The 19,033-nt window shown below is 64.7% G+C and carries 13 protein-coding genes; 10 read left to right on the top strand and 3 right to left on the bottom strand.

The genetic code is table 11. The annotated features are described in order from the left end of the window. Positions 1-49: 49 nt before the first annotated feature. A complete protein-coding gene (gene glgA, locus CKO27_RS01745) occupies positions 50-1,585 on the bottom strand; it encodes a glycogen synthase GlgA (RefSeq protein WP_200373136.1) in 1,536 nt (511 codons plus the stop codon). 117 nt (positions 1,586-1,702) lie between these two features. On the opposite strand from glgA, the gene zwf reads away from it, so the two are divergent. The 7 genes from zwf to CKO27_RS01710 all read left to right on the top strand — a co-directional run bounded on the left by zwf (position 1,703) and on the right by CKO27_RS01710 (position 15,423). Continuing rightward, positions 1,703-3,172 carry a glucose-6-phosphate dehydrogenase gene (gene zwf / locus CKO27_RS01740; protein WP_200373135.1) on the top strand — a complete coding sequence of 490 codons (1,470 nt, stop codon included), beginning with the start codon at positions 1,703-1,705 and terminating at the stop codon, positions 3,170-3,172. 134 nt (positions 3,173-3,306) lie between these two features. Then, positions 3,307-4,956 carry a glucose-6-phosphate isomerase gene (pgi, locus tag CKO27_RS01735; protein WP_200373134.1) on the top strand — a complete coding sequence of 550 codons (1,650 nt, stop codon included), beginning with the start codon at positions 3,307-3,309 and terminating at the stop codon, positions 4,954-4,956. Between the two features lie 76 nt (positions 4,957-5,032). Then, positions 5,033-9,172 carry a DEAD/DEAH box helicase gene (locus CKO27_RS01730; RefSeq protein ID WP_200373133.1) on the top strand — a complete coding sequence of 1,380 codons (4,140 nt, stop codon included), beginning with the start codon at positions 5,033-5,035 and terminating at the stop codon, positions 9,170-9,172. A 167-nt stretch (positions 9,173-9,339) separates the two neighbouring features. Then, positions 9,340-10,479, top strand: a complete 1,140-nt coding sequence (locus CKO27_RS01725; RefSeq protein WP_200373132.1) for a hypothetical protein — start codon at positions 9,340-9,342, stop codon at positions 10,477-10,479. Positions 10,480-10,483: 4 nt separating this feature from the next. Then, complete coding sequence (locus CKO27_RS01720; RefSeq protein ID WP_200373131.1) at positions 10,484-12,244, top strand: sialidase family protein; 1,761 nt, start codon at positions 10,484-10,486, stop codon at positions 12,242-12,244. A gap of 513 nt (positions 12,245-12,757) precedes the next feature. After that, entirely contained in the window at positions 12,758-14,599 is a 1,842-nt protein-coding gene (locus tag CKO27_RS01715) for a TIGR03768 family metallophosphoesterase (protein ID WP_200373130.1), read from the top strand. Between the two features lie 122 nt (positions 14,600-14,721). Further along, positions 14,722-15,423, top strand: a complete 702-nt coding sequence (locus CKO27_RS01710) for a hypothetical protein (protein WP_200373129.1) — start codon at positions 14,722-14,724, stop codon at positions 15,421-15,423. A 20-nt stretch (positions 15,424-15,443) separates the two neighbouring features. Here CKO27_RS01710 and CKO27_RS25235 read toward each other — a convergent pair whose 3' ends face one another. Both CKO27_RS25235 and CKO27_RS01705 read right to left on the bottom strand, forming a co-directional pair. Then, entirely contained in the window at positions 15,444-15,746 is a 303-nt protein-coding gene (locus CKO27_RS25235; RefSeq protein ID WP_207280551.1) for a hypothetical protein, read from the bottom strand. 133 nt (positions 15,747-15,879) lie between these two features. Further along, positions 15,880-16,830: an acetyltransferase gene (locus tag CKO27_RS01705; RefSeq protein WP_200373128.1), complete on the bottom strand. Its 951-nt coding sequence runs from the start codon at positions 16,828-16,830 to the stop codon at positions 15,880-15,882. A gap of 201 nt (positions 16,831-17,031) precedes the next feature. Here CKO27_RS01705 and CKO27_RS01700 point away from each other — a divergent pair, with 201 nt between their 5' ends. Genes CKO27_RS01700 through CKO27_RS01690 form a run of 3 tightly spaced genes read left to right on the top strand, consistent with a single transcriptional unit; the run spans position 17,032 to position 19,029 of the window. Next, positions 17,032-17,526 (top strand): TlpA family protein disulfide reductase, encoded by a 495-nt coding sequence (locus CKO27_RS01700; RefSeq protein ID WP_200373127.1) that lies wholly within the window; start codon positions 17,032-17,034, stop codon positions 17,524-17,526. 8 nt (positions 17,527-17,534) lie between these two features. Next, positions 17,535-17,765 (top strand): DUF4266 domain-containing protein, encoded by a 231-nt coding sequence (locus tag CKO27_RS01695; protein ID WP_242470677.1) that lies wholly within the window; start codon positions 17,535-17,537, stop codon positions 17,763-17,765. Beyond that, positions 17,752-19,029, top strand: a complete 1,278-nt coding sequence (locus tag CKO27_RS01690) for a DUF3570 domain-containing protein (protein WP_200373126.1) — start codon at positions 17,752-17,754, stop codon at positions 19,027-19,029. Before CKO27_RS01695 ends, CKO27_RS01690 begins: the two co-directional genes overlap by 14 nt. Positions 19,030-19,033 lie beyond the last annotated feature (4 nt).

Genomic DNA, 19,033 nt, shown 5'->3' with positions numbered 1-19,033 from the left:
GACGAGCGATCCGGGGAGGCCGTACCCTCCAAGCGTGCTCCGGCGATCCTCAGGCCGATGCCGCGCTGTTCTGTCCCTGATGATCCGCGATCGCGTCGGCGTAGAGCTGGATGTAGCGGTTCGCGCTGGCCTCCCAGCTAAAATCCTGCGACATGCCGGTGACGGCCAGTCGGCGCCAGCCCTCGGGATCCTCTCGATAGAAGCGCATCGCCTGACGGATGGCCTGAAGCAGCGCCGCCGGTCGCGGCTCGTCGAAGACGAAGCCCGTGGCCGATCCATCCGCGATTCTCTCGGGCGTGGCCGCCAGCACCGTGTCCGCCAGTCCGCCCGTGCGATGCACGATCGGTGGCGTTCCATAACGCAGACTGTAGATCTGATTGAGCCCGCAGGGCTCGAAGCGCGAGGGCATGAGGAAGCTGTCGCAGCCGGCCTCGATGCGATGGGCGCGAATCTCGTCGTACCCGACGAATACGCCGACCTGACGCGGATGGGCCTCGGCGAGGTCGAGCAGCGCCTGCTCGGTCTGGCGCTCGCCCGAGGCCAGGATCAGGACCTGAACCCTGGGATCCTGTAGCAGCTCGGGGAGCACGGAGAGGATCAGATCCACGCCCTTCTGCTCCACCAGGCGTCCGATATAGCCGAGCACGAAGGCATCCTCGCTGCGCGGCAGTCCGAATTCGCGCTGCACGTCCAGCTTGTTCTCGGCCTTAAGGCCGAAGCGCCCGACATCATAGTTCTGGAGGATGAGCGGATCCGTCGCGGGATCCCAGACCTGATAGTCGATCCCGTTGAGGATGCCGCTGAAGCGCGATCCGATTTGACGCAGCAGGCCATCGAGCCCGAAACCGTACCTTGGCGTGCGCACCTCGTCGGCATAGGTGGGGCTGACGGTGTTGACGCGGTCCGAGTAGATGATGCCGCCCTTGATGAAGGACATGCGCTGGTGGAATTCGACCCCGGCCAGACTCCAGAGCGAGGGCGTGAGCGCGAGCCGGTCGAAGGTGGCGCGGTCGAACAGACCCTGGTAAGCCAGGTTGTGGATGGTGAAGACTCGCGCCGGAGGTTCCGGGAGGTCTTCCAGGAGTGCCGGGGCCATGCCGGTCTGCCAGTCGTTGCAATGCAGCACGTCCGGGCGCCAGCCGATCGCCGGCAGACCCTGGGCCAGACGCGCCAGGACGCGGCAGAACAGCATGAAGCGATCGGGATTGTCACCCCAGTCGCGTCCCGTGGGGTCGGTGTAGGGATTGCCCTCGCGCGCGAAGTAGTCGGGCGCGTCGACCAGATAGACCGGGAGGTCGTGGTCGGGGTGCCGGCCCTCCAGGATGCGGATCGTGGCGCGGTTGCCCGGAACCTTGATCTCGCACAGTGGCCTGGATTCGCGCAGCTCGCGCGCGGCGCGCGGAAAGGCCGGGATGACCAGGCGCGCGTCATGACCGAGCTGGCGCAGGGCCGCGGGCAAACTGGAGGCGACATCCGCGAGTCCGCCGGTCTTGATCAGGGGATGCGCTTCACTTGAGGCCATCAGCACACGCAGACGACTGGGCTCAAGAGCGGGAAAGGAAAAAGGGCTTATTGACGGCTCCATTCTCTTGGAAATCTCTCAGTCCAGACGGATGTGTCTGGCAGACGAAAATGCAAGGCGAGGCTACCTTATGACAGACTTCACGTTAGCACACTTGCCCTGGATCGAGGTAACCGGCCAATGATGGAACCCTGCACGATTCTTATCTTCGGATCCACCGGTAATCTGGCGACATACAAGCTGTTGCCGGCCCTCTACCACATCGAGGCGGCCGGGCGGCTGCACCCGGGCAGCCGTATCCTCGGTTTTGGCCGGCGTGACTGGTCGGACGACGACTGGCGCGCGCGGGTGTCCGCGCTCCTCGGCGAACACTTCGCCGGGCGACTGGATGCGGAGGTTTTGAGACGTTTGCTCGGGCGCCTGCATTTTGCTCCCGGCGATGTGGAACGGCCCGAGGATTTTCGCCGGCTGGCCGAGCGGCTGAGGGGCGCCGAGGGGCTGCCGCCGAATCTGCTTTCCTATCTGGCGGTGGCGCCGGGGCATTACGTGGCGATCGTCGAGCAACTCGCCGCCAACGGACTGCACGGGGAAGACGGGGGCTGGTCCCGGCTGGTGGTGGAGAAGCCCTTCGGCTTCGACCTGGAGAGCGCCAGCATCCTGGATCGCCAGTTGCGCCAGCATTTCTCCGAGGACCGGATCTACCGGATCGACCACTATCTGGGGAAAAGCACGGTCCAGAACATCCTGGTCTTCCGCTTCGCCAATCTGATCCTGGAGCCGCTCTGGAATCGCAACTATATCGACCATGTCCAGATCTCGCACGCCGAGGCGCGCGGGATCGAGGAGCGCGCGGGTTTTTACGATGGGGTGGGCGCCATGCGCGACATGATCCAGAGCCATCTGCTCCAGATGCTCGCCCTAGTCGCCATGGAACCGCCGCCCAATCTGGATGCCGAGGCGCTGCGCGACGAGAAGGTCAAGGTGCTGCGCTCCATCCGCCCGATCGCGCGCGAGACGGTGCATGCGCAGGCGTTCCGTGCTCAGTATGGGCCGGGCCGGAGCGGAGAGACCAAACTGGCGGGTTACGCCGAGGAGCCCGGCGTCGGGCATAACAGCACCACGGAAACCTATGCCGCGCTCAAGCTCTACATCGACAACTGGCGCTGGCGCAACGTGCCCTTCTATCTGCGCACCGGCAAGCGGCTCGGTCAGACCAACTCGCTGATCGCCATCCGCTTCAAGCACCCGCCCCAGCGGCTGTTCCAATCCACGGCCATCGAGAAACTCCAGCGCAACTGGCTGCTGCTCAACATCCAGCCCAACGAGTGCATGCGACTGGAGATCCAGGTCAAGCAGCCGGGGCTGGAGATGCGTACCCAGACCGAGTGTCTGGACGCCAGCAGTTGCAACCTGCCGCCCGAGCACATCGACGCCTACGAGGCGCTGATCCTCGACGTCATCGAGGGCGATCACACCCACTTCCTGCGTTTCGACGAGGTCGACTGGGCCTGGCGGATCCTGGATCCCGTGCTCAAGCTCTGGGCGATCGAGCGCGACTTCATCCACACCTATCCGGCCGGATCCTGGGGACCGCTGGAGGCGAACCGCCTGTTCGACCGTGAGGATCAGGAGTGGCGCAACGGGTTGTGATTCCGAGTGTACCGGGTAGGACGCCAGCTCGCGCGCAGGCTTGGGAGACGCGGTCCAAGCCCCCTGACGTCGCCCAAGCCGGCTAACTGTGATCCAATGCGCCCCCATCCCGCCCATAAGGAGACTCAATCATCATGTCGCTCGTGACTCAGACCCATCAATGGCAGGCGCTAAGGCAGCATTGGGATGATGAGATGAAGGACGCGCGGATAGGCGACCTCTTCGCGGCCGATCCCGGTCGCGTCCAGGCTATGAGCCTGGAGGTCGCCGGCCTGCGTCTGGATTATTCGAAGAACATCCTCTCCCAGGAGACGCTTGCGCGGCTCCTCGACTTGGCCGAGGCGGTCGATCTCAAGGGTTGGACCCGACGCATGTTCAGTGGCGAGCCCATCAACAACACCGAGCAGCGCGCCGTGCTGCATGTGGCGCTGCGCAACCGCTCCAACCGGCCGATCCTGGTCGACGGCGAGGACGTCATGCCGCTGGTCAATGGCGTGCTGACGCGCATGGAATCCTTCGTCGGTCGCCTGCGCTCGGGCGAATGGCGCGGCTATACCGGCAAGCGCATCACCGACGTGGTCAATATCGGTATCGGTGGCTCGAATCTCGGACCCAAGATGGTCTGCGCCGCGCTCGCGCCCTATCAGAGCGAGCATCTCCGGGTCCATTTCGTCTCCAACGTCGACGGCACCCATCTGGTCGAGACCGTGCAACGTCTGGACGCCGAGACCACGCTCTTCATCGTCGCCTCCAAGACCTTCACCACCCAGGAGACCATGACCAACGCGACCAGCGCGCGCGACTGGCTGCTGGCCGCGCTCGGTGACTCGGCGGCGGTGGCCAGGCACTTCGTCGCCGTCTCCACCAATGCCGAGAAGGTCGCGGCCTTCGGTATCGACACCGCCAATATGTTCGGCTTCTGGGACTGGGTCGGCGGGCGCTATTCGCTCTGGTCGGCGATCGGGCTGCCGATCGCGCTGGCCGTCGGCTTCGACCGCTTCGTCGAACTGCTGGAAGGCGCGCACGCGATGGACGAGCACTTCCGCACGGCGGATGTGAAGGACAACATGCCGGCGCTCCTGGGCCTGATCGGCGTCTGGTACGCCAACTTCGCCGGGGCGCGCACCCATGCCGTGCTCCCTTACGATCAATCCCTGCGCTTCCTGGCCGCCTATCTGCAACAGGGCGACATGGAGAGCAACGGCAAGGGCGTGACCCGCGAGGGCGTCGCGGTCGACTACAGCACCGGCCCGGTGGTCTGGGGCGAGCCCGGCACCGATGGTCAGCACGCCTTCTATCAGCTCATCCACCAGGGCACCCAGATGATCCCGGCGGATTTCATCGGGGCCATTCACAGCCACAACGAGCTGGGCGACCATCACCCCAAGTTCATGGCCAACTTCTTCGCCCAGACCGAGGCGCTGATGCGCGGGCGGACCTACGAGGAAGCCCTGGTCGAGATGCGCGCGACCGGCATGAGCGCCGAGCGGGCGCGGTTCCTGGCCCATCACCGAACCTTCCCCGGCAATCGTCCGACCAACAGCCTCCTGATGGAGAGGCTGACGCCCCGCACCCTGGGCGCCCTGATCGCGCTCTATGAGCATCGCATCTTCACCCAGGGCGTCATCTGGGGCATCAATTCATTCGACCAATGGGGTGTGGAGCTTGGCAAGCAGCTTGCCAATGTCATCCTGGACGAGATCCAGGCAGGCGAGGTGATGGCGGATCATGATCCATCGACACGCGCTCTATTGGAATACTTCATCCGTCATCGGGGGGCCTGAGCGAGCCATGAACAGAAGGCCATCCGGCTAGGTCTGGAACAGCTTGTTTAGGCCCACCTGAAATCCTCTCGCCCTCATGAGCCATCCAATCGAAGCCTATCGGGCGCTCGGTGACGACGAGCGCCGTATCCTGCAAGTCCTTTCGGTCGTCTACGAGCCCGTCAATCAGACGACGCTCCAGGCCATTCTCAGACAATTGAAGTGGCGCGACAGCGCGGGCCGGCCACTGGCCGAGCGGATGGTGGGGCCGTTGCGCGAGCGCCTGCTGACCCAGGGTCTGCTGGCGCCGGTGAACAAGGGACTGCTCTGCGCCCCCGAACTGGTCGAGATCCTGACCCGCGAGACGGTGAGCGATGGCACCTTCGCGGTGATCGTCACGGCGGCGGAGGCGGCGTTCGGTTCGCGGGCGCGCAATAGCTGGGAGACCGTCAGCCCGCAACGCCAGACGCGACGGCTGCGCAATGCCCTCTATGCTGGCCAGGAGGCCGAGGTTCTGCGGTTGCTCGGCCTGCTTCCGAACAGTCCCCTGCTGCCCATCGGCTACGCGGCGGTCGAGGGTCTGGCCACCGTCTGTACCTCGCCGCTCGATCCGGACTGGCTCGACAGGCTCCCGCCACGCCTGCGCATTCTCGCGCTGGCGCCCAAGTTGACCGAGGCCAGCTACCGCCTGAGCTCGATCCCAGGGTTGGACGCCTATGCCTCGCGCGCCCTGACGCCCTTGATGGATGAGCATCCCGAGTTGGCCCTGGCGCTCGCCGAGCAGTACCTGCTGCGCGGGCGCGCCGACCAGGCGGCAGCCCTGCTGGCCGAACGGGTCAGCACCTCGGCCCTGCCGCTGATCGGTTGGCTGCATTTCGTCCAGGGGCGATTCGAGGAGGCCCTCGGGGTCTTCGAACTCAACCTGACGACCCTGCGGCGCGAGACCCGCAAGCGCAATCTCCATGTCGCCGGTCTGCCGGGCCTTCTGCATCTGCTCCTCTTACTGCGCCGAGGCGCGGCGGGCGATCTGGAGCGGGTGCGCGGCCAGGCTCAGATCGCCTTGCGCGCCACGGTCACGGATCCCTTCGCGTCCAGCTTCCGAATGCTCGCCGATCTGTCCGCCATGCTGTCCGGCGCCATGCGGCTTGGGGAGTCGGTCTGGATCCAGCGCGCGGTTGTGGATCACCCCTTCGATTTCCTGTTTCAGTGTCTAGCCCTGCATTGGCTGGGAGAGCGTCCGCACTCCAGGAGTCTCGACGCGTTGGCGGCTCAGCGCCAGTTGGCCATCCAGTCCGGCGTGCTCTGGTATGCCTGGGAGAGCGACGATCTGCTGGTCGCCTGGGGTCGAACCCGCGCCGGGGACGCCCTGGCGCCGCGGCCCGAGACCATGCCGGTCCTCGCCGGGCTGCTCGCGCCCAAATCGGCCTGGGAGATCGCCCTGGACGCCCTGAAGGGACTCGGGGTGAGCGGCGCGGACACGCCGGCGGGCGCGGCCCCGGAGGAGACGGGGCCGGATCGCCGCATGTGCTGGGTGATCAATCTCTACGCCGGTCAAGCCAGTCTGGAGCCGCGCGAGCAGAAACGCACCAAGCGGGGCGGCTGGACACAGGGTCGGGCGGTGTCCCTGCAGCGACTCACGGAGGCGCGCGAGGAGTTCGATTATCTGATCGAGGAGGATCGGCGCATCCTCGCCTGCGTGACCCAGGAGCACGAGCGCGGCTGGTACGGCGGCTATGAGCGGGTCTACTACAGTCTGGATTCGGACCACGCCCTGCTCGCCGCCGTCGGGCATCCGCGGCTGTATCGCGCCGGCCTCATGGACGCCCCGATCGAACTGGTTCCGGCGGGTCCGGCGCTGGAGGTGCTACAGCGCAAGGGCGACATCCTGGTGCGTCTCACGCCCTTTCCGCCCGAGGGAACCAGTTTGCTGATCGTCGAGGACGGGCCGCAGCGTCTGCGCCTGATTCGGTTCGAGGCCGCGCATCGGCGGATCGCGACCATCCTCGGGCCGGACGGACTCAAGGTTCCGCCCGGCGGCAAGGATCGGGTGCTGGAAGGGATCGCCGCGGTCGCGCCGCTGCTGACGGTGCATTCGGCCATCGGCGGGACCGAGCATCTGGCCGAGACGGTCGAGGCCGACGCGCGCCCCTATCTGCATCTGAATCCCGTCGAGGATGGCCTAACCCTGGAACTCTTCATGCAGCCGCTCGGGGCCAAGGGTCCGCGTCTGCAACCGGGGCAGGGCATGGCGACCCTGTTCGCCGAGGTCGAGGGACGCGCGGTCCAGACCACCCGCGACCTGGCCGGGGAACGCCGGCGCGTGAGCGCTTTGGTCGAGGCCTGTCCAGCCCTGGCGGGTCACGCCGGCTGGAGCTGGTCGCTGCTGGAGACGGAGACCGCCCTGACCGCCCTGGAGCAATTGCACGCCCTCGGGGAGGACGTCGTCCTGCAATGGCCCGAGGGCAAGCGGATCGGGCTCACCTCCGAGGTCGGCGTTGGGCGCATGAGCGTCAGCGTGACCAAGCAGCGCGACTGGTTCGGGCTGGATGGCGGACTGACCCTGGACGACGGTCGGGTGCTCGACATGCAGCAACTGCTGGCCCTGATCGCGGAGCATCCGGGTCGCTTCATGCGACTGGGCGAGCGCGAGTTCCTGGTGCTGAGCGAGGCGCTGCGCCGACGGCTGGAGAATCTGCGCGGACTGACCGATCGGGGACACTTCCATCCCCTGGCCGCCGGGCTCATCGACGAGAATCTGGAGGGCATGGAGGTCAAGCGCTCCGCGCACTGGCGCGACACCCTCAAGCGCCTGGCCGAGATCCGCGAACTGGAGCCGGTCCTGCCGTCCACCCTGCAAGCCGAACTGCGCGATTATCAGAGCGAAGGCTACCGCTGGCTGGCGCGTCTGGCCCATTGGGGCGCGGGCGCCTGTCTGGCCGACGACATGGGGCTCGGCAAGACGGTCCAGGCGCTCGCGCTCATCCTGTCGCGCGCCCCCGAGGGGCCGACCCTGGTGCTCGCGCCCATGTCGGTCTGCTCCAACTGGGTCACCGAGGCCAACCGTTTCGCGCCGACCCTCAACCCCAAGCGCTTCGGCGAGGGGGACCGCGACCGCATGCTGGAGTCCGCTGGTCCCTTCGATCTCATCGTCTGTAGCTACGGACTCTTGCAGACCCAGGGCGAGCGGCTCGCCGGCGTCGCCTGGTCGACCATCGTGGCCGACGAGGCGCAGGCGTTCAAGAACGCCCTGACCAAGCGCTCCCAGGCGATCATGAAGCTCGAAGCGGGCTTTCGTCTCATCACCACCGGCACTCCGATCGAGAACCATCTGGGCGAGCTGTGGAACCTCTTCCGCTTCATCAACCCCGGACTGCTCGGCTCGCTGGAGTCCTTCAACCAGCGCTTCGCCGTCCCGATCGAACAGCATCGCGACTCGGGCGCGCGCCAGCGGCTGCGCCAACTGCTGCGACCCTTCATCCTGCGTCGTCTCAAGAGCGAGGTGCTGAGCGAGCTGCCGCCACGCACCGAGATCACCCTGCAACTGGAACTGGGCACGGCCGAGGCCGCGCTCTACGAGGCGCTGCGCCGTCAGGCGCTGGAACGCTTGGCGGAGGACGATGGCAACCCCGGCCAAAAGCGCATGCAACTGCTGGCCGAGATCATGCGGCTGCGTCGCGCCTGCTGCCATCCCAAACTGGTGATGCCCGACAGCGAGCTGGCGAGCGCCAAGCTGGATGCCTTCGCCGAGATCCTCGACGAACTGCTCGACAACCGGCACAAGGCGCTGGTTTTCAGCCAGTTCGTCGACCATCTGAGCCTCATCCGCGCCCATCTGGAGGCCAAGGGCATCCGCTACCAGTATCTCGACGGCTCCACCCCGGAGGCCAAGCGCAAGAGCGCCGTCGCCGCCTTCCAGGCCGGGGAGGGCGACCTCTTTCTCATCAGCCTGCGCGCTGGCGGGTCCGGGCTCAATCTCACCGCCGCCGATTACGTCATTCACATGGATCCCTGGTGGAACCCGGCGGTCGAGGATCAGGCCAGCGACCGCGCCCACCGCATTGGCCAGGAGCGCCCGGTCACCATCTACCGGCTCGTCACCAAGGGCACCATCGAGGAAAAAATCCTCGCTCTGCACGCCGCCAAGCGCGACCTCGCCGACGGTCTACTCGAAGGGACGGGCGATGGCGGACGGCTTGGCTACGAGGAGATGCTGGCCTTGATTCGGGACCAGACGTAACGATTTACGGCCCTTGTGGGCGTGGCCTCCGATGAGCCGGATGTTCAGCGGTCCGCCCGCTGGTTAGGAGGCAGTGGCCTGCTATGCTTGATGGACCCCTTCAGGTATCCGGGGTGACGGGCTGTTTCGGTTCCCAATCGACTTCAATTCCAGGGTGGTTACTACCAATGAGAACACTGGATCGCAGTCTTCGCTCGACGATGATCGGCTCGCTCGGCGCGACGGGCCTGGCGGTCATGGGTGGCCTTGCCTGCCAAACGGCAAGCGCGGACGCCATGCTGTTTCCGGTCATGACCCGAAGTCCATCGGTCGCCACCATCGTGTCCGTGGTCAACAAGGATCCGCAAGGGATCGTGAATCTCAACTACTTCACCAAGTCGCCCGATCTGACCTCGCCCTGCATCGACGAGGGCGTCAGGCAGGTGGCCGCCTCGGGGCGCGCCAACGATATGTTGACCTTCGATGCCTCGGGCGTCTTTCTCGCCAGCGAAGGGGCCGGTCCGCTCTTCAACGATCCGGAGACGCTCGCCCCCTATGGCGCCGCCCAGTTCGGCACCACCAATTCGGGTGTCGCGCGTGGCTTCCTGATCGTCGACGATGGCGACAATACCAGCGAGGGCGGAACCGGCGCCGATCTCTACGGCGAGGCGATCATGCTCGAAATCGCCGGTGGCGCCGCTTTCGGCTATCGCGCGCTCAATCCAGCGCAGGATTCGGCGACCCCAGGGGCCTTGCTCGGTAATCAGGGCGGACTGACGGCCTTTTTGGGCGAGGTGTTGGACAACGGGATCGGCATGGGGAACGCGGGTGTCACCCTGATGCCGCCGAGCGAATGGACGACCCGCTTCTTCGTCACCCCAGTCGCGGATGGGACGGGCACGGCCACCAGTCAGCGCGACTGCGAAACCTGTAGCGTCAGCATCTATCTCTCGCCGGACAAGCCCGGAACCATGGCGGGCCTGTTCGACCGGGATACGCTGATGCGCGCCGAGCCATTCGCCCCGGCGCCGCTGCCGACCTCCGCCAGAAACATCGTTTGCACGGGCGCGGTCGACATGACCGAAATCCTTCCGCAATCCGTCGTCAATCAGATCTCCACCCAGGGCGGTTGGGGCTATGTGCAGATCCGCTCGGGCACCTCCGGGCATAGCGAGGATTCGGCCGTCGTTCTCAAGCTGGAATTCAATCTCGTCGACGGTTTCGCGACCTCCACGATCTCGCCCGACAATTCCCGGAGTTTCACGGGCACGGTGAACAATGGCGTATGGCTGCGTAACAATGGAACGCCTGGCACGAGCAGCTTCTAGGCCGATGATTCCCGTTCTGATCCTGGCGGCGGGATTGTTGATCTCGCCGCCGCTTCTCGCCGAGGCGTCACCCTGGCGCGTCAATCCGGATAGCTTCAATCCCAGACAGACACCCAGGCTGGCCGCGACGGACAGCGGCCAGGTCCATGTGGCCTTCGCCGACCAGGAAGGACGGCTCCTGGTGCGTCAAGCCGAGGGCGGGATCCAGACCTTGACGACGCCCCAGCGGCCGGCGTCCGGGCTGGTGCTGGAGGCGTTCGGGGAACAGGTCTATTCCGCCTGGCTGGAAGGAGGGCAGGGCGTGCCTCCGGCGATCAGGATGAGTGCCCTTCGGGACGATGGCGTCTGGTCGGAGGCGCTCTTGCTGGACAGTTCGTCCCGACCGCTCCCGCGGATCCGCCTGAGCGGAGACGGGCAGGGCCAGGTGTCGGCGGTCTGGCTTGGCGATGCCCCGGACGCGGGCGATTCGGGTTCGGCCGAATCCGACGCGACCCCGGCGCCGAATTATCATCTCTACGGTCGTCGTTCCAGGGATGGGGGGCTCACCTGGGGCGAAACGCGACGCTTGACCGCAGGATATGACGGCGGTTTCTGGCCGGCCTTGACCATGGCGGGTGGTCGTGTGCACCTCTTCGCGGATGCCCGTCGGGACGGCGAGACCCTTATCGTGCATGCCCAGGGCGACGAGGTGCTGGACTGGACGGCGGCGGAGCCGGTCGCGCCGGCGGGCGGCGTGCTCTTGATCTCCGCGACCCAGGCCCGCGAGGAGCCGCTCGTCGTCTGGTTCGCCACCCAGGGGAACCAGTACCGTCTGGAATCGGCCGTGCGACAGGACGGACAGTGGAAGACCCACGCCTTTCCTGGAAGCGAAGCCTACGATATCGGCTCAATGGATCTGGCCGCGCAGGGCGACCGGGTCTATCTGGTCTTCAGCGCCCGTAGCGCGCGGGCGACCGATCAGCCGCGCAAGAACCAGGTCTACTTCACCCGCTCGGCGGACGGCGGGATCAGTTGGGAGCCGATCCGGCCCTTTCGGCACTATTCCTCCAAGTCGACCCAGGCCAATTTCCCCCAGGTCGCGCTCGGGCGGGACGGAGAGGTCGTGATCGCCTGGAACGATTACCGGAATCTGCGCGGCGATCTCTACTACAACGTCTCGACGGATTCGGGCGCCACCTGGCTGGACCAGGATCGGCCGTTGGACGAGCCGGGTGTCTCCGAGGACGTACTCTTCCCCTTCGTCAGGCAGCTTCGCGCCTCCGGCGGGCGCTTCCACCTGCTCGCCTCGCGCTATCGCGACGACGGCCTGGGGGTGGCCGACCTCTACCTTCACGGACTGCCGGCGAGTCCTTCGGCGCCGTCTCCGACTGACTTGAATGACCCTGGCTCTCCCGAGAACAGGGCGGCTCTCGAAACCCGTGTTTCCGCCTTCTGGAATGCCTTGGTGAAGGCCGACCATGCCAGCGCCTACAAGCTGTTCGATCCCTATTTTCGCCGCCGCATGCGCCAGGAGGATTACGTCGGACAGTCCGGGCGCGTCAAGCATCATGCGTTCGCCATCGAGTCGGTCCGGGTCGAGGGGTATGTCGCCCAGGTGGCGGTGCGCTTCACCTATGAGATCCCGGTTCTGAATTTGCCGCGCGGCGGCCGCTATTCCAGACCGCCGACCTCCACCCAGGTCGATGAAACCTGGATTTTCATCGATGGCGATTGGCACAAGGAGTACCGCAACGAGATCGGTGATTTTGCCTTTACGCGTTATTGAGGCTGGCGAGGCTCCATCCTATCCATGTCCTCGGGGCGTCGGCTGGGCGGCATATTCGGCCGGTGTGGGGTAGATGAGCGGTACTTCGAGCCCTTGACCGAAGCCGTGCTTCAAGTCCGGTACGATGGGCTGCGTCAGATTCCAGCCTGGCGAGCAACACGACCCCTTCGAGCGCATGCTCACGGCGCGGTGTCTGCCTAAGAATCCGACCTCGCTCGGCAACGAGACCCTTTTCGATCGCTTCGGCGTCGGACGATGTTGGTCATCCACCCCAGCCGCGCCTCGATCCAGCCGAAAATCCGCCCCGATAGCCCCGATAAATGCGCAGTGCTTGGCAGAAATAGGCCGTCTGAACCGCTAGTCTCCTCCCACCACCCTGCCAGCAAGCCAGGGATGTTTCGCCTCAATCGTCACCCAGCGCGGTAAGCGCCAAATCGTGATGCCTGAGGCGATCATCGGCTTCCAACCACGTCTGAAAGCCAGAAGATCGCTCGCACCAACAAGGACATTGAGATGAACATCGGTTCCTTATCGCATCGCCGCGTCAGACAGCTCGCCTTAATGGGCTCTATCCTTCTCTCAGGTAGCACCTACGCAGATCCGGGCGACGATGGTTTCCGACATGGTTTTCCCGATCGCCTGGGTTTTCCGCATCCCCCACATCACCCGCGACACCCTCACTCTCCGCCGCTCGTGGAATGGCCAATCGCCAATGAGGTCTTCACGACCGCCGAGCAGCAAGTCCTCCCCGTCGGACTCTCGTCGGTGGATACCCCGCCGATCAATCCGGCTGACGTGCCGCTCTACGAGCCTTACGGATACAGTCTTTGGCGGGTAGGGGTTGGCCTGCCCCATGTCAAGCGCACGGAGCTGGCACCCGAGTACGGCGACGCACCCAATGTGGCACGACTGTTGTCATTCTTCTCCATCAGCGACATTCATATCGCCGACAAGGAATCTCCGGCTCAGCCGATCTACATCGGTTGGAGCGCCGTGTTTGGTCCAAGCTCGGCCGGTCTCTCTTCGGCCTATTCACCAGTCATTCTCTCGACCACCCAAGTCCTGGATGCCGCTGTCCAGACGATTAACGCACTGCATAATAAAAAACCGTTCGACTTCGGTATCGCGCTTGGGGATGCCGTTAACAACAGCCAATACAATGAACTGAGATGGTATATCGATGTCCTTGACGGTAATGTCGTCATTCCCAGCTCCGGCGCGCATGCCGGCGCGCGCAGCATTGACTATCAGAAACCCTATAAGGCCGGCGGGCTCGAAAAGTCGATTCCCTGGTTTCAGGTCATCGGTAATCACGATCAGTTCTGGATGGGCTCCTCCTATGAGGACGCAAAAACCCAGCAGGCGCACGTTGGCAACACCGTCCTCAATATGAACCCCTGTCCAGATGCCTCGGCGGGTTGCATCGATCAAACCGGTGCCTATATGGGCGTGGTCGATGGATCGACCTACTACGGTGACGTTGTTGGCGTAGGGCTGCAAGAGACTTTCACCACTCCTCCCACGGTCGTTGCGGACTGGATGCGTCACTCGCTCTCGACTCAGTATTCATCAAGCCTGAATTGGATGGGTGAATTTTTCAATACAACATCCAACCCGGTCGGCCATGGATTCACTCAGAGCAACCTCACGAATGACTTCACCTCTTATAGCTTCGAACCGAAATCAACGCTCCCGCTGAAGGTGATTGCGCTCGACGACACCTGCAAGGGTGCGGGCCAGCCGAACTATGCGCGCGCCTGTCTTGACCAAACCCGGCTCGGCTGGCTCCAGGCCGAGCTTCAAGAGGGTCAGGACAACAACAAACTCATGATCATCGCGGCCCATGTCCCGATCCATCCACAGCAAACCCAGGATCCCAATTCCGGGAACTATCCCTTATTCTCCAACACATCAATCGTGGACGATGCCTCCCTTCTCGCCATCCTCCACCAGTATCCCAATCTCATCTTATGGATCTCGGGGCATCGTCACGTCAATGTCGTCACCCCTCAACCCTATGATCCATCGATCGCGGGACAGGGGCCGCAAAATAGCTTCTGGGAGGTCGAAACGTCCTCGCTTCGCGATTTCCCCCAGCAGTTCCGCACCTTCGACATCCGCCGCAACAGTGATAACACCCTGTCGATTCTGGTCACCGATGTCGATCCGGCGGTCGCGGATGGATCGCCGGCGGAGAAATCCCGAGGTTACGCCATCGGAGCCGCGCGGATCTTCGGCGCCACCGATGCCGTGCTTGCCGATACCACCTCCCACGCCTACAACGCGGAACTGGTGAAGCAATTGACGCCCGAGATGCAGGCGGAGATGGCTAATCTTGGATCGCCATTGGAGTAAATCCCTGCGGATCCGGCGGAAAGGCGCAAAGCGGCTATATGGCCGCGCGCCCCTCCGGACCGCGACCTGCCAGAGGAGGGCTGTAGCGGTGGTAGGCTGGGGTGAGGAACGAACCCCAGCAGATGCCCCAGCCTACGGCCCTCGGGCGGGACGGAGAGGTCGTGATCGCCTGGAACGATTACCGGAATCTGCGCGGCGATCTCTACTACAACGTCTCGACGGATTCGGGCGCCACCTGGCTGGAGCAGGATCGGCCGCTGGACGAGCCGGGCGTCTTCGAGGATGTGCTCTTCCCCTTCGTCAGCCAGCTTCGCGCCTCCGATGGCCGTTATCATCTACTCGCCTCGCGCTATCGCGACGACGGTCTGGGGGTGGCCGACCTCTACCTTCACGGACTACCGGCGAGCCCTTCGGCACCGCCTCCGACTGACTTGAATGACCCTGGCGCTCCCGAGAATAAGGCGGCTCTCGAAACCCGTGTTTCCGCCTTCTGGAACGCCTTGGTGAAGGCCGACCATGCCAGCGCCTACAAGCTGTTCGATCCCTATTTTCGCCGCCGCATGCGCCAGGAGGATTACGTCGGACAGTCCGGGCGCGTCCAGCATCATGCGTTCGCCATCGAGTCGGTCAGGGTCGAGGGTCATGTCGCCCAGGTGGCGGTGCGCTTCACCTATGAGATCCCGGTTCTGAATTTGCCGCGCGGCGGCCGCTATTCCAGACCGCCGACCTCCACCCAGGTCGATGAAACCTGGATTTTCATCGATGGCGATTGGCACAAGGAGTACCGCAACGAAGTCGGCGATTTTGCCTTTACGCGTTATTGAGGCTGGCGAGGCATCCTTGATCAGGCCCTGACGGCACGCGCCCAGGGATCAAGGAGAGCGTGCGCTGGGACGAGGGAGGCGCGCGGGTGGCGGAGCTGGCCGCCGAGTGGCTGCGGACGCGCCTGATCTATGTCGCCGATCGCGAATCCGACCTGCTGGACCTGATGGTACGCGCCCACGACCTCAAGAACCCCGCCGACTGGCGGCTGCGCCCCAAGCACCGAGCCCTGCCCGAGGGTGGATGCCTGTGGGCAACGGTGTTGGCCGAGCCCATCAGCAAAAGCCTTGAGTCCGTCCTCGATCTTGAAAGGCGGATTGGCCATGACGAAGTCGCGGTTCCCCCAGATCGGCGTCCCTTCCTTGGAACCAGAACCCCGATCATTGCAGCGACCGCTCGACGGGCGGTCGCGCGGTGCTCGCGGGGCTTGGGAAAGTGGCCTGACCCAGGCGTGACGATCAAAAGGCCGCGCGGAAGGCGTTCAGGAAGGCGTCGTAGCTGTCTTCCGCCAGGTCGTTGATGCCGGCCGCCGCCTTGCGTCCGCCGCCGGTCGGGAAGGCGCGACAGAGTACGTCGGCGCCGTCGGGGCGGGTCAATGGGGCACGCACACTGACCAGAAAGCCGCCTTCCGCGAAGCGGGTGAGGATGGCGTGCGCTTGGTCGGGTGCCTCCTGGGCCAGCTCGTTCGCGTAGACGCCGCTCGCGCGTCGCGCCCAGGGTTCGGCCGGGAGGATGAAGAGACGATGGGCGGGATCCTCGTACTCGGGCCTCAGGGCGCGCGTTCGGGCCATGTCGTCCGCGTAGCCGTCGCGGAGCGCGGCGAAGGCCGGATCCTCGGCGATGAAGGCGAGTGGGTCGGCGTAGGGCAGGAGGCGGCGATAGAGGTCGTCCGGGGCGAAGTGCAGATCCTCGATCGTGGGGCCATAGCCGTTGTAATTGATGTAGATCCCAAGCTCGCGCAGGCTGGCGATGGCGGTCTCGTCGAGTCCCAATGGCTCGGCCGCCCGCCGCGCCGAGGGGTCGAAGTTGTCGCCGAAGGTGCCGACCACCGCCCAGGCGCGCTGGCGTCCGCCCAGATAGTCGTCGACCAGCAGGCTGGTGCCCTTGTCCGGTAGGGTCTCGACATGGGTGTCGAGCCCCGGATGCACCGGAATCTCTCCCGGAAAATGATGATCGAAGTAGCGCACCCGCGCGCCCGCGTTCAGCAGACGCTCCAGTGGCGCGCGATTCTTGTCGAGCGAGATGTCGAGCACGGTCACGGACGTGGCGTCCTCGGGCACGCGCGCGAGCAGGTCGATCTCCCGCTTGGGTCCGGTCACCAGAATACTGTCGAGCGGCTCGACCAGCCGCAGTTGTCGCAGGGCGCAGATGCCGTCGGCATCGCCATTGAAGACGTCGTAGTGGCTCATGCTGTGTCGCTCGCTCTGAATCAGGCGTTGACGGGATCGGAGGCGGAAAGGCTTGCCGTCCGGCGGTGAAATATCTGTTTCCAGGCGTTCATTCTCCAATAGAATCGGGCGTCGGGGGGCTCCGAAATGGTCCTGTCTGCCGAGGATCCGACCGGCGAGTCCGTCCATTCGCTTCACCAGCCACACAACATGGGGTGTCCGATGAACTTCAAACTTCCGCTCCTGCTCTGGGGCGTCCTTGGGTGCGCGTCGATCCAGGCCGCCGGCGTCGGTTCGCCCGCTCCCGGTTGTCCGGTGGACAGCCTCGCGGGTGGTGGGATCGTGGATCCGGCCGCGCGCGCGGGTCAGGTGGTCTATCTGGATTTCTGGGCCTCCTGGTGCGTCCCCTGCGCCAAGTCCTTTCCCTTCCTGGACCAGATGCACAGGGATCTCAAGGCGCGGGGATTCGAGGTGATCGCCATCAATCTGGACGAGGAGCGCCAGGATGCGCTCGGATTCCTGGACAAGCATCCGGTTGGTTTCACCATCGGGGCCGATCCCCAGGGAAAGTGTCCGAGGCTCTACCAGGTCAAGGGCATGCCCACCTCCTATCTGATCGATCGCAAAGGCCAGATCAGGGAGGTCCACGAGGGCTTCAAGACCGGCGACGCCCCCGCCCTGCGCGCCCGGATCGAATCGTTGCTGTCGGAGCCCTAGTCAGCGCCATGATCATACGAAATCCCCTCATGATGTGCTGTCCGCTCCTGATTCTTCCCGCCCTGACCGGCTGCGCGATCCAGCCGGTCGCGGCCTGGGAACGCGGCAACCTGGCGCGACCCGAGATGGCGCTCGAACCCTATCCGCTGGAGGCCGGGTTCCGCCAGCACGCCTTTTTCTCGAAGGAGTCCGTCAGCGGCGGCTATGGCATCGGAGGTGGCGGTTGTGGCTGTAACTGATCACGGCCTACCCGGGAGGACACTCACCGCCCTGACCGGCGCGGCGCTCGCCCTTCCCGGCCTGGTGCCGGATAGCCAGGCGGCCACGCCGACCGAGCGACAATGGGATGTGGGCTATTTCTACTACGAGGAAGGCGACGATCGGATGCGGGTCGAGAGCCTCAAGCAGAGCCTGGTGCTGCCCCTGGGCGACCAGCTCGATCTGACCCTGAACGGCGTCCGGGACAGTATCTCCGGCGCCTCGCCCATCTACAACCTCCCGGAGATCCGCTGTCGGGACGGCTCCGTCATCACGCCGCCGGTCATCAGCGTGAGCGGCGCCTCCGGCACCACCGCCGCGGGTGGTCCGCGCCCGGAGCGTCCGGCCCTCAACGCAGGCGACTGCCGGATCGATGGGGCGCGTCAGGTGATGCTGGATGGTACCTTCCAGGACGTGCGGACCGCCGGCGACTTCAAGCTGAATTATTATCGCGGCGAGACCACGCTCGGTTTCGGCGCCGGTCTGTCGCGCGAGAAGGACTACGACTCGAACTTCATGAGCCTGGACTGGCGCCAGGAGCTGAACGACAAACTCAGCACGCTGACCCTGGGTTACGGGCTGGCCTCGGATACCTTCACCCCGCTCAACAAGACGAACTTCTCCGAGGACAAGGAATCGCATCAGTTCCTGCTCGGCCTGACCCAGGTGCTCGGCAAGAACGACCTGCTGCAAACCAACCTGACGTTCGGATACGACCAGGGCTATCTCACCGATCCCTACAAGAACGTCTATCTGCTCTCGACCAACGCGGCGGTCGAGGAGGTTCGACCCGACGCGCGCCGCCAATGGAATCTGCTCACCCGTTATGTCCATTATTTCGACGGTCCCAAGGCCGCCCTGCATCTGGATTACCGCTATTCCATGAGCGACTGGGGCATCGACGCCCACACCCTGGAGACCTTCTGGATACAGCCGCTCGGCCAGGGCTGGCAACTGGTGCCCCGGCTGCGCTACTACAGCCAGGGCGAGGCGGATTTCTACCGGAGCTATTTCGAGAGCCTGCCGGCCAACGGGCACTACAGCAGCGACTATCGTCTGGCCGGATTCGGCGCCATCAGTGGCGGGCTCAAGCTGACCAAGCAGGTGACCGATCAGGCCCGCCTGGATCTCGGCGTCGAATTCTACGATCGCCAGTCCGACTATGGACTGCAAGGGCACGCGGATAGCGATTTCGCGGATTACGGCTTCACCATCTACAGCCTGAGCCTGAACCTCAAGTTCTGAGTCG

The organism is Thiocystis violacea (assembly GCF_016583575.1).
GTDB classification, from domain to species: Bacteria; Pseudomonadota; Gammaproteobacteria; order Chromatiales; family Chromatiaceae; genus Thiocystis; species Thiocystis violacea.
The sequence above is the reverse complement of the archived record's forward strand: the minus strand, read 5'-3'. Positions and strand labels throughout refer to the sequence as shown.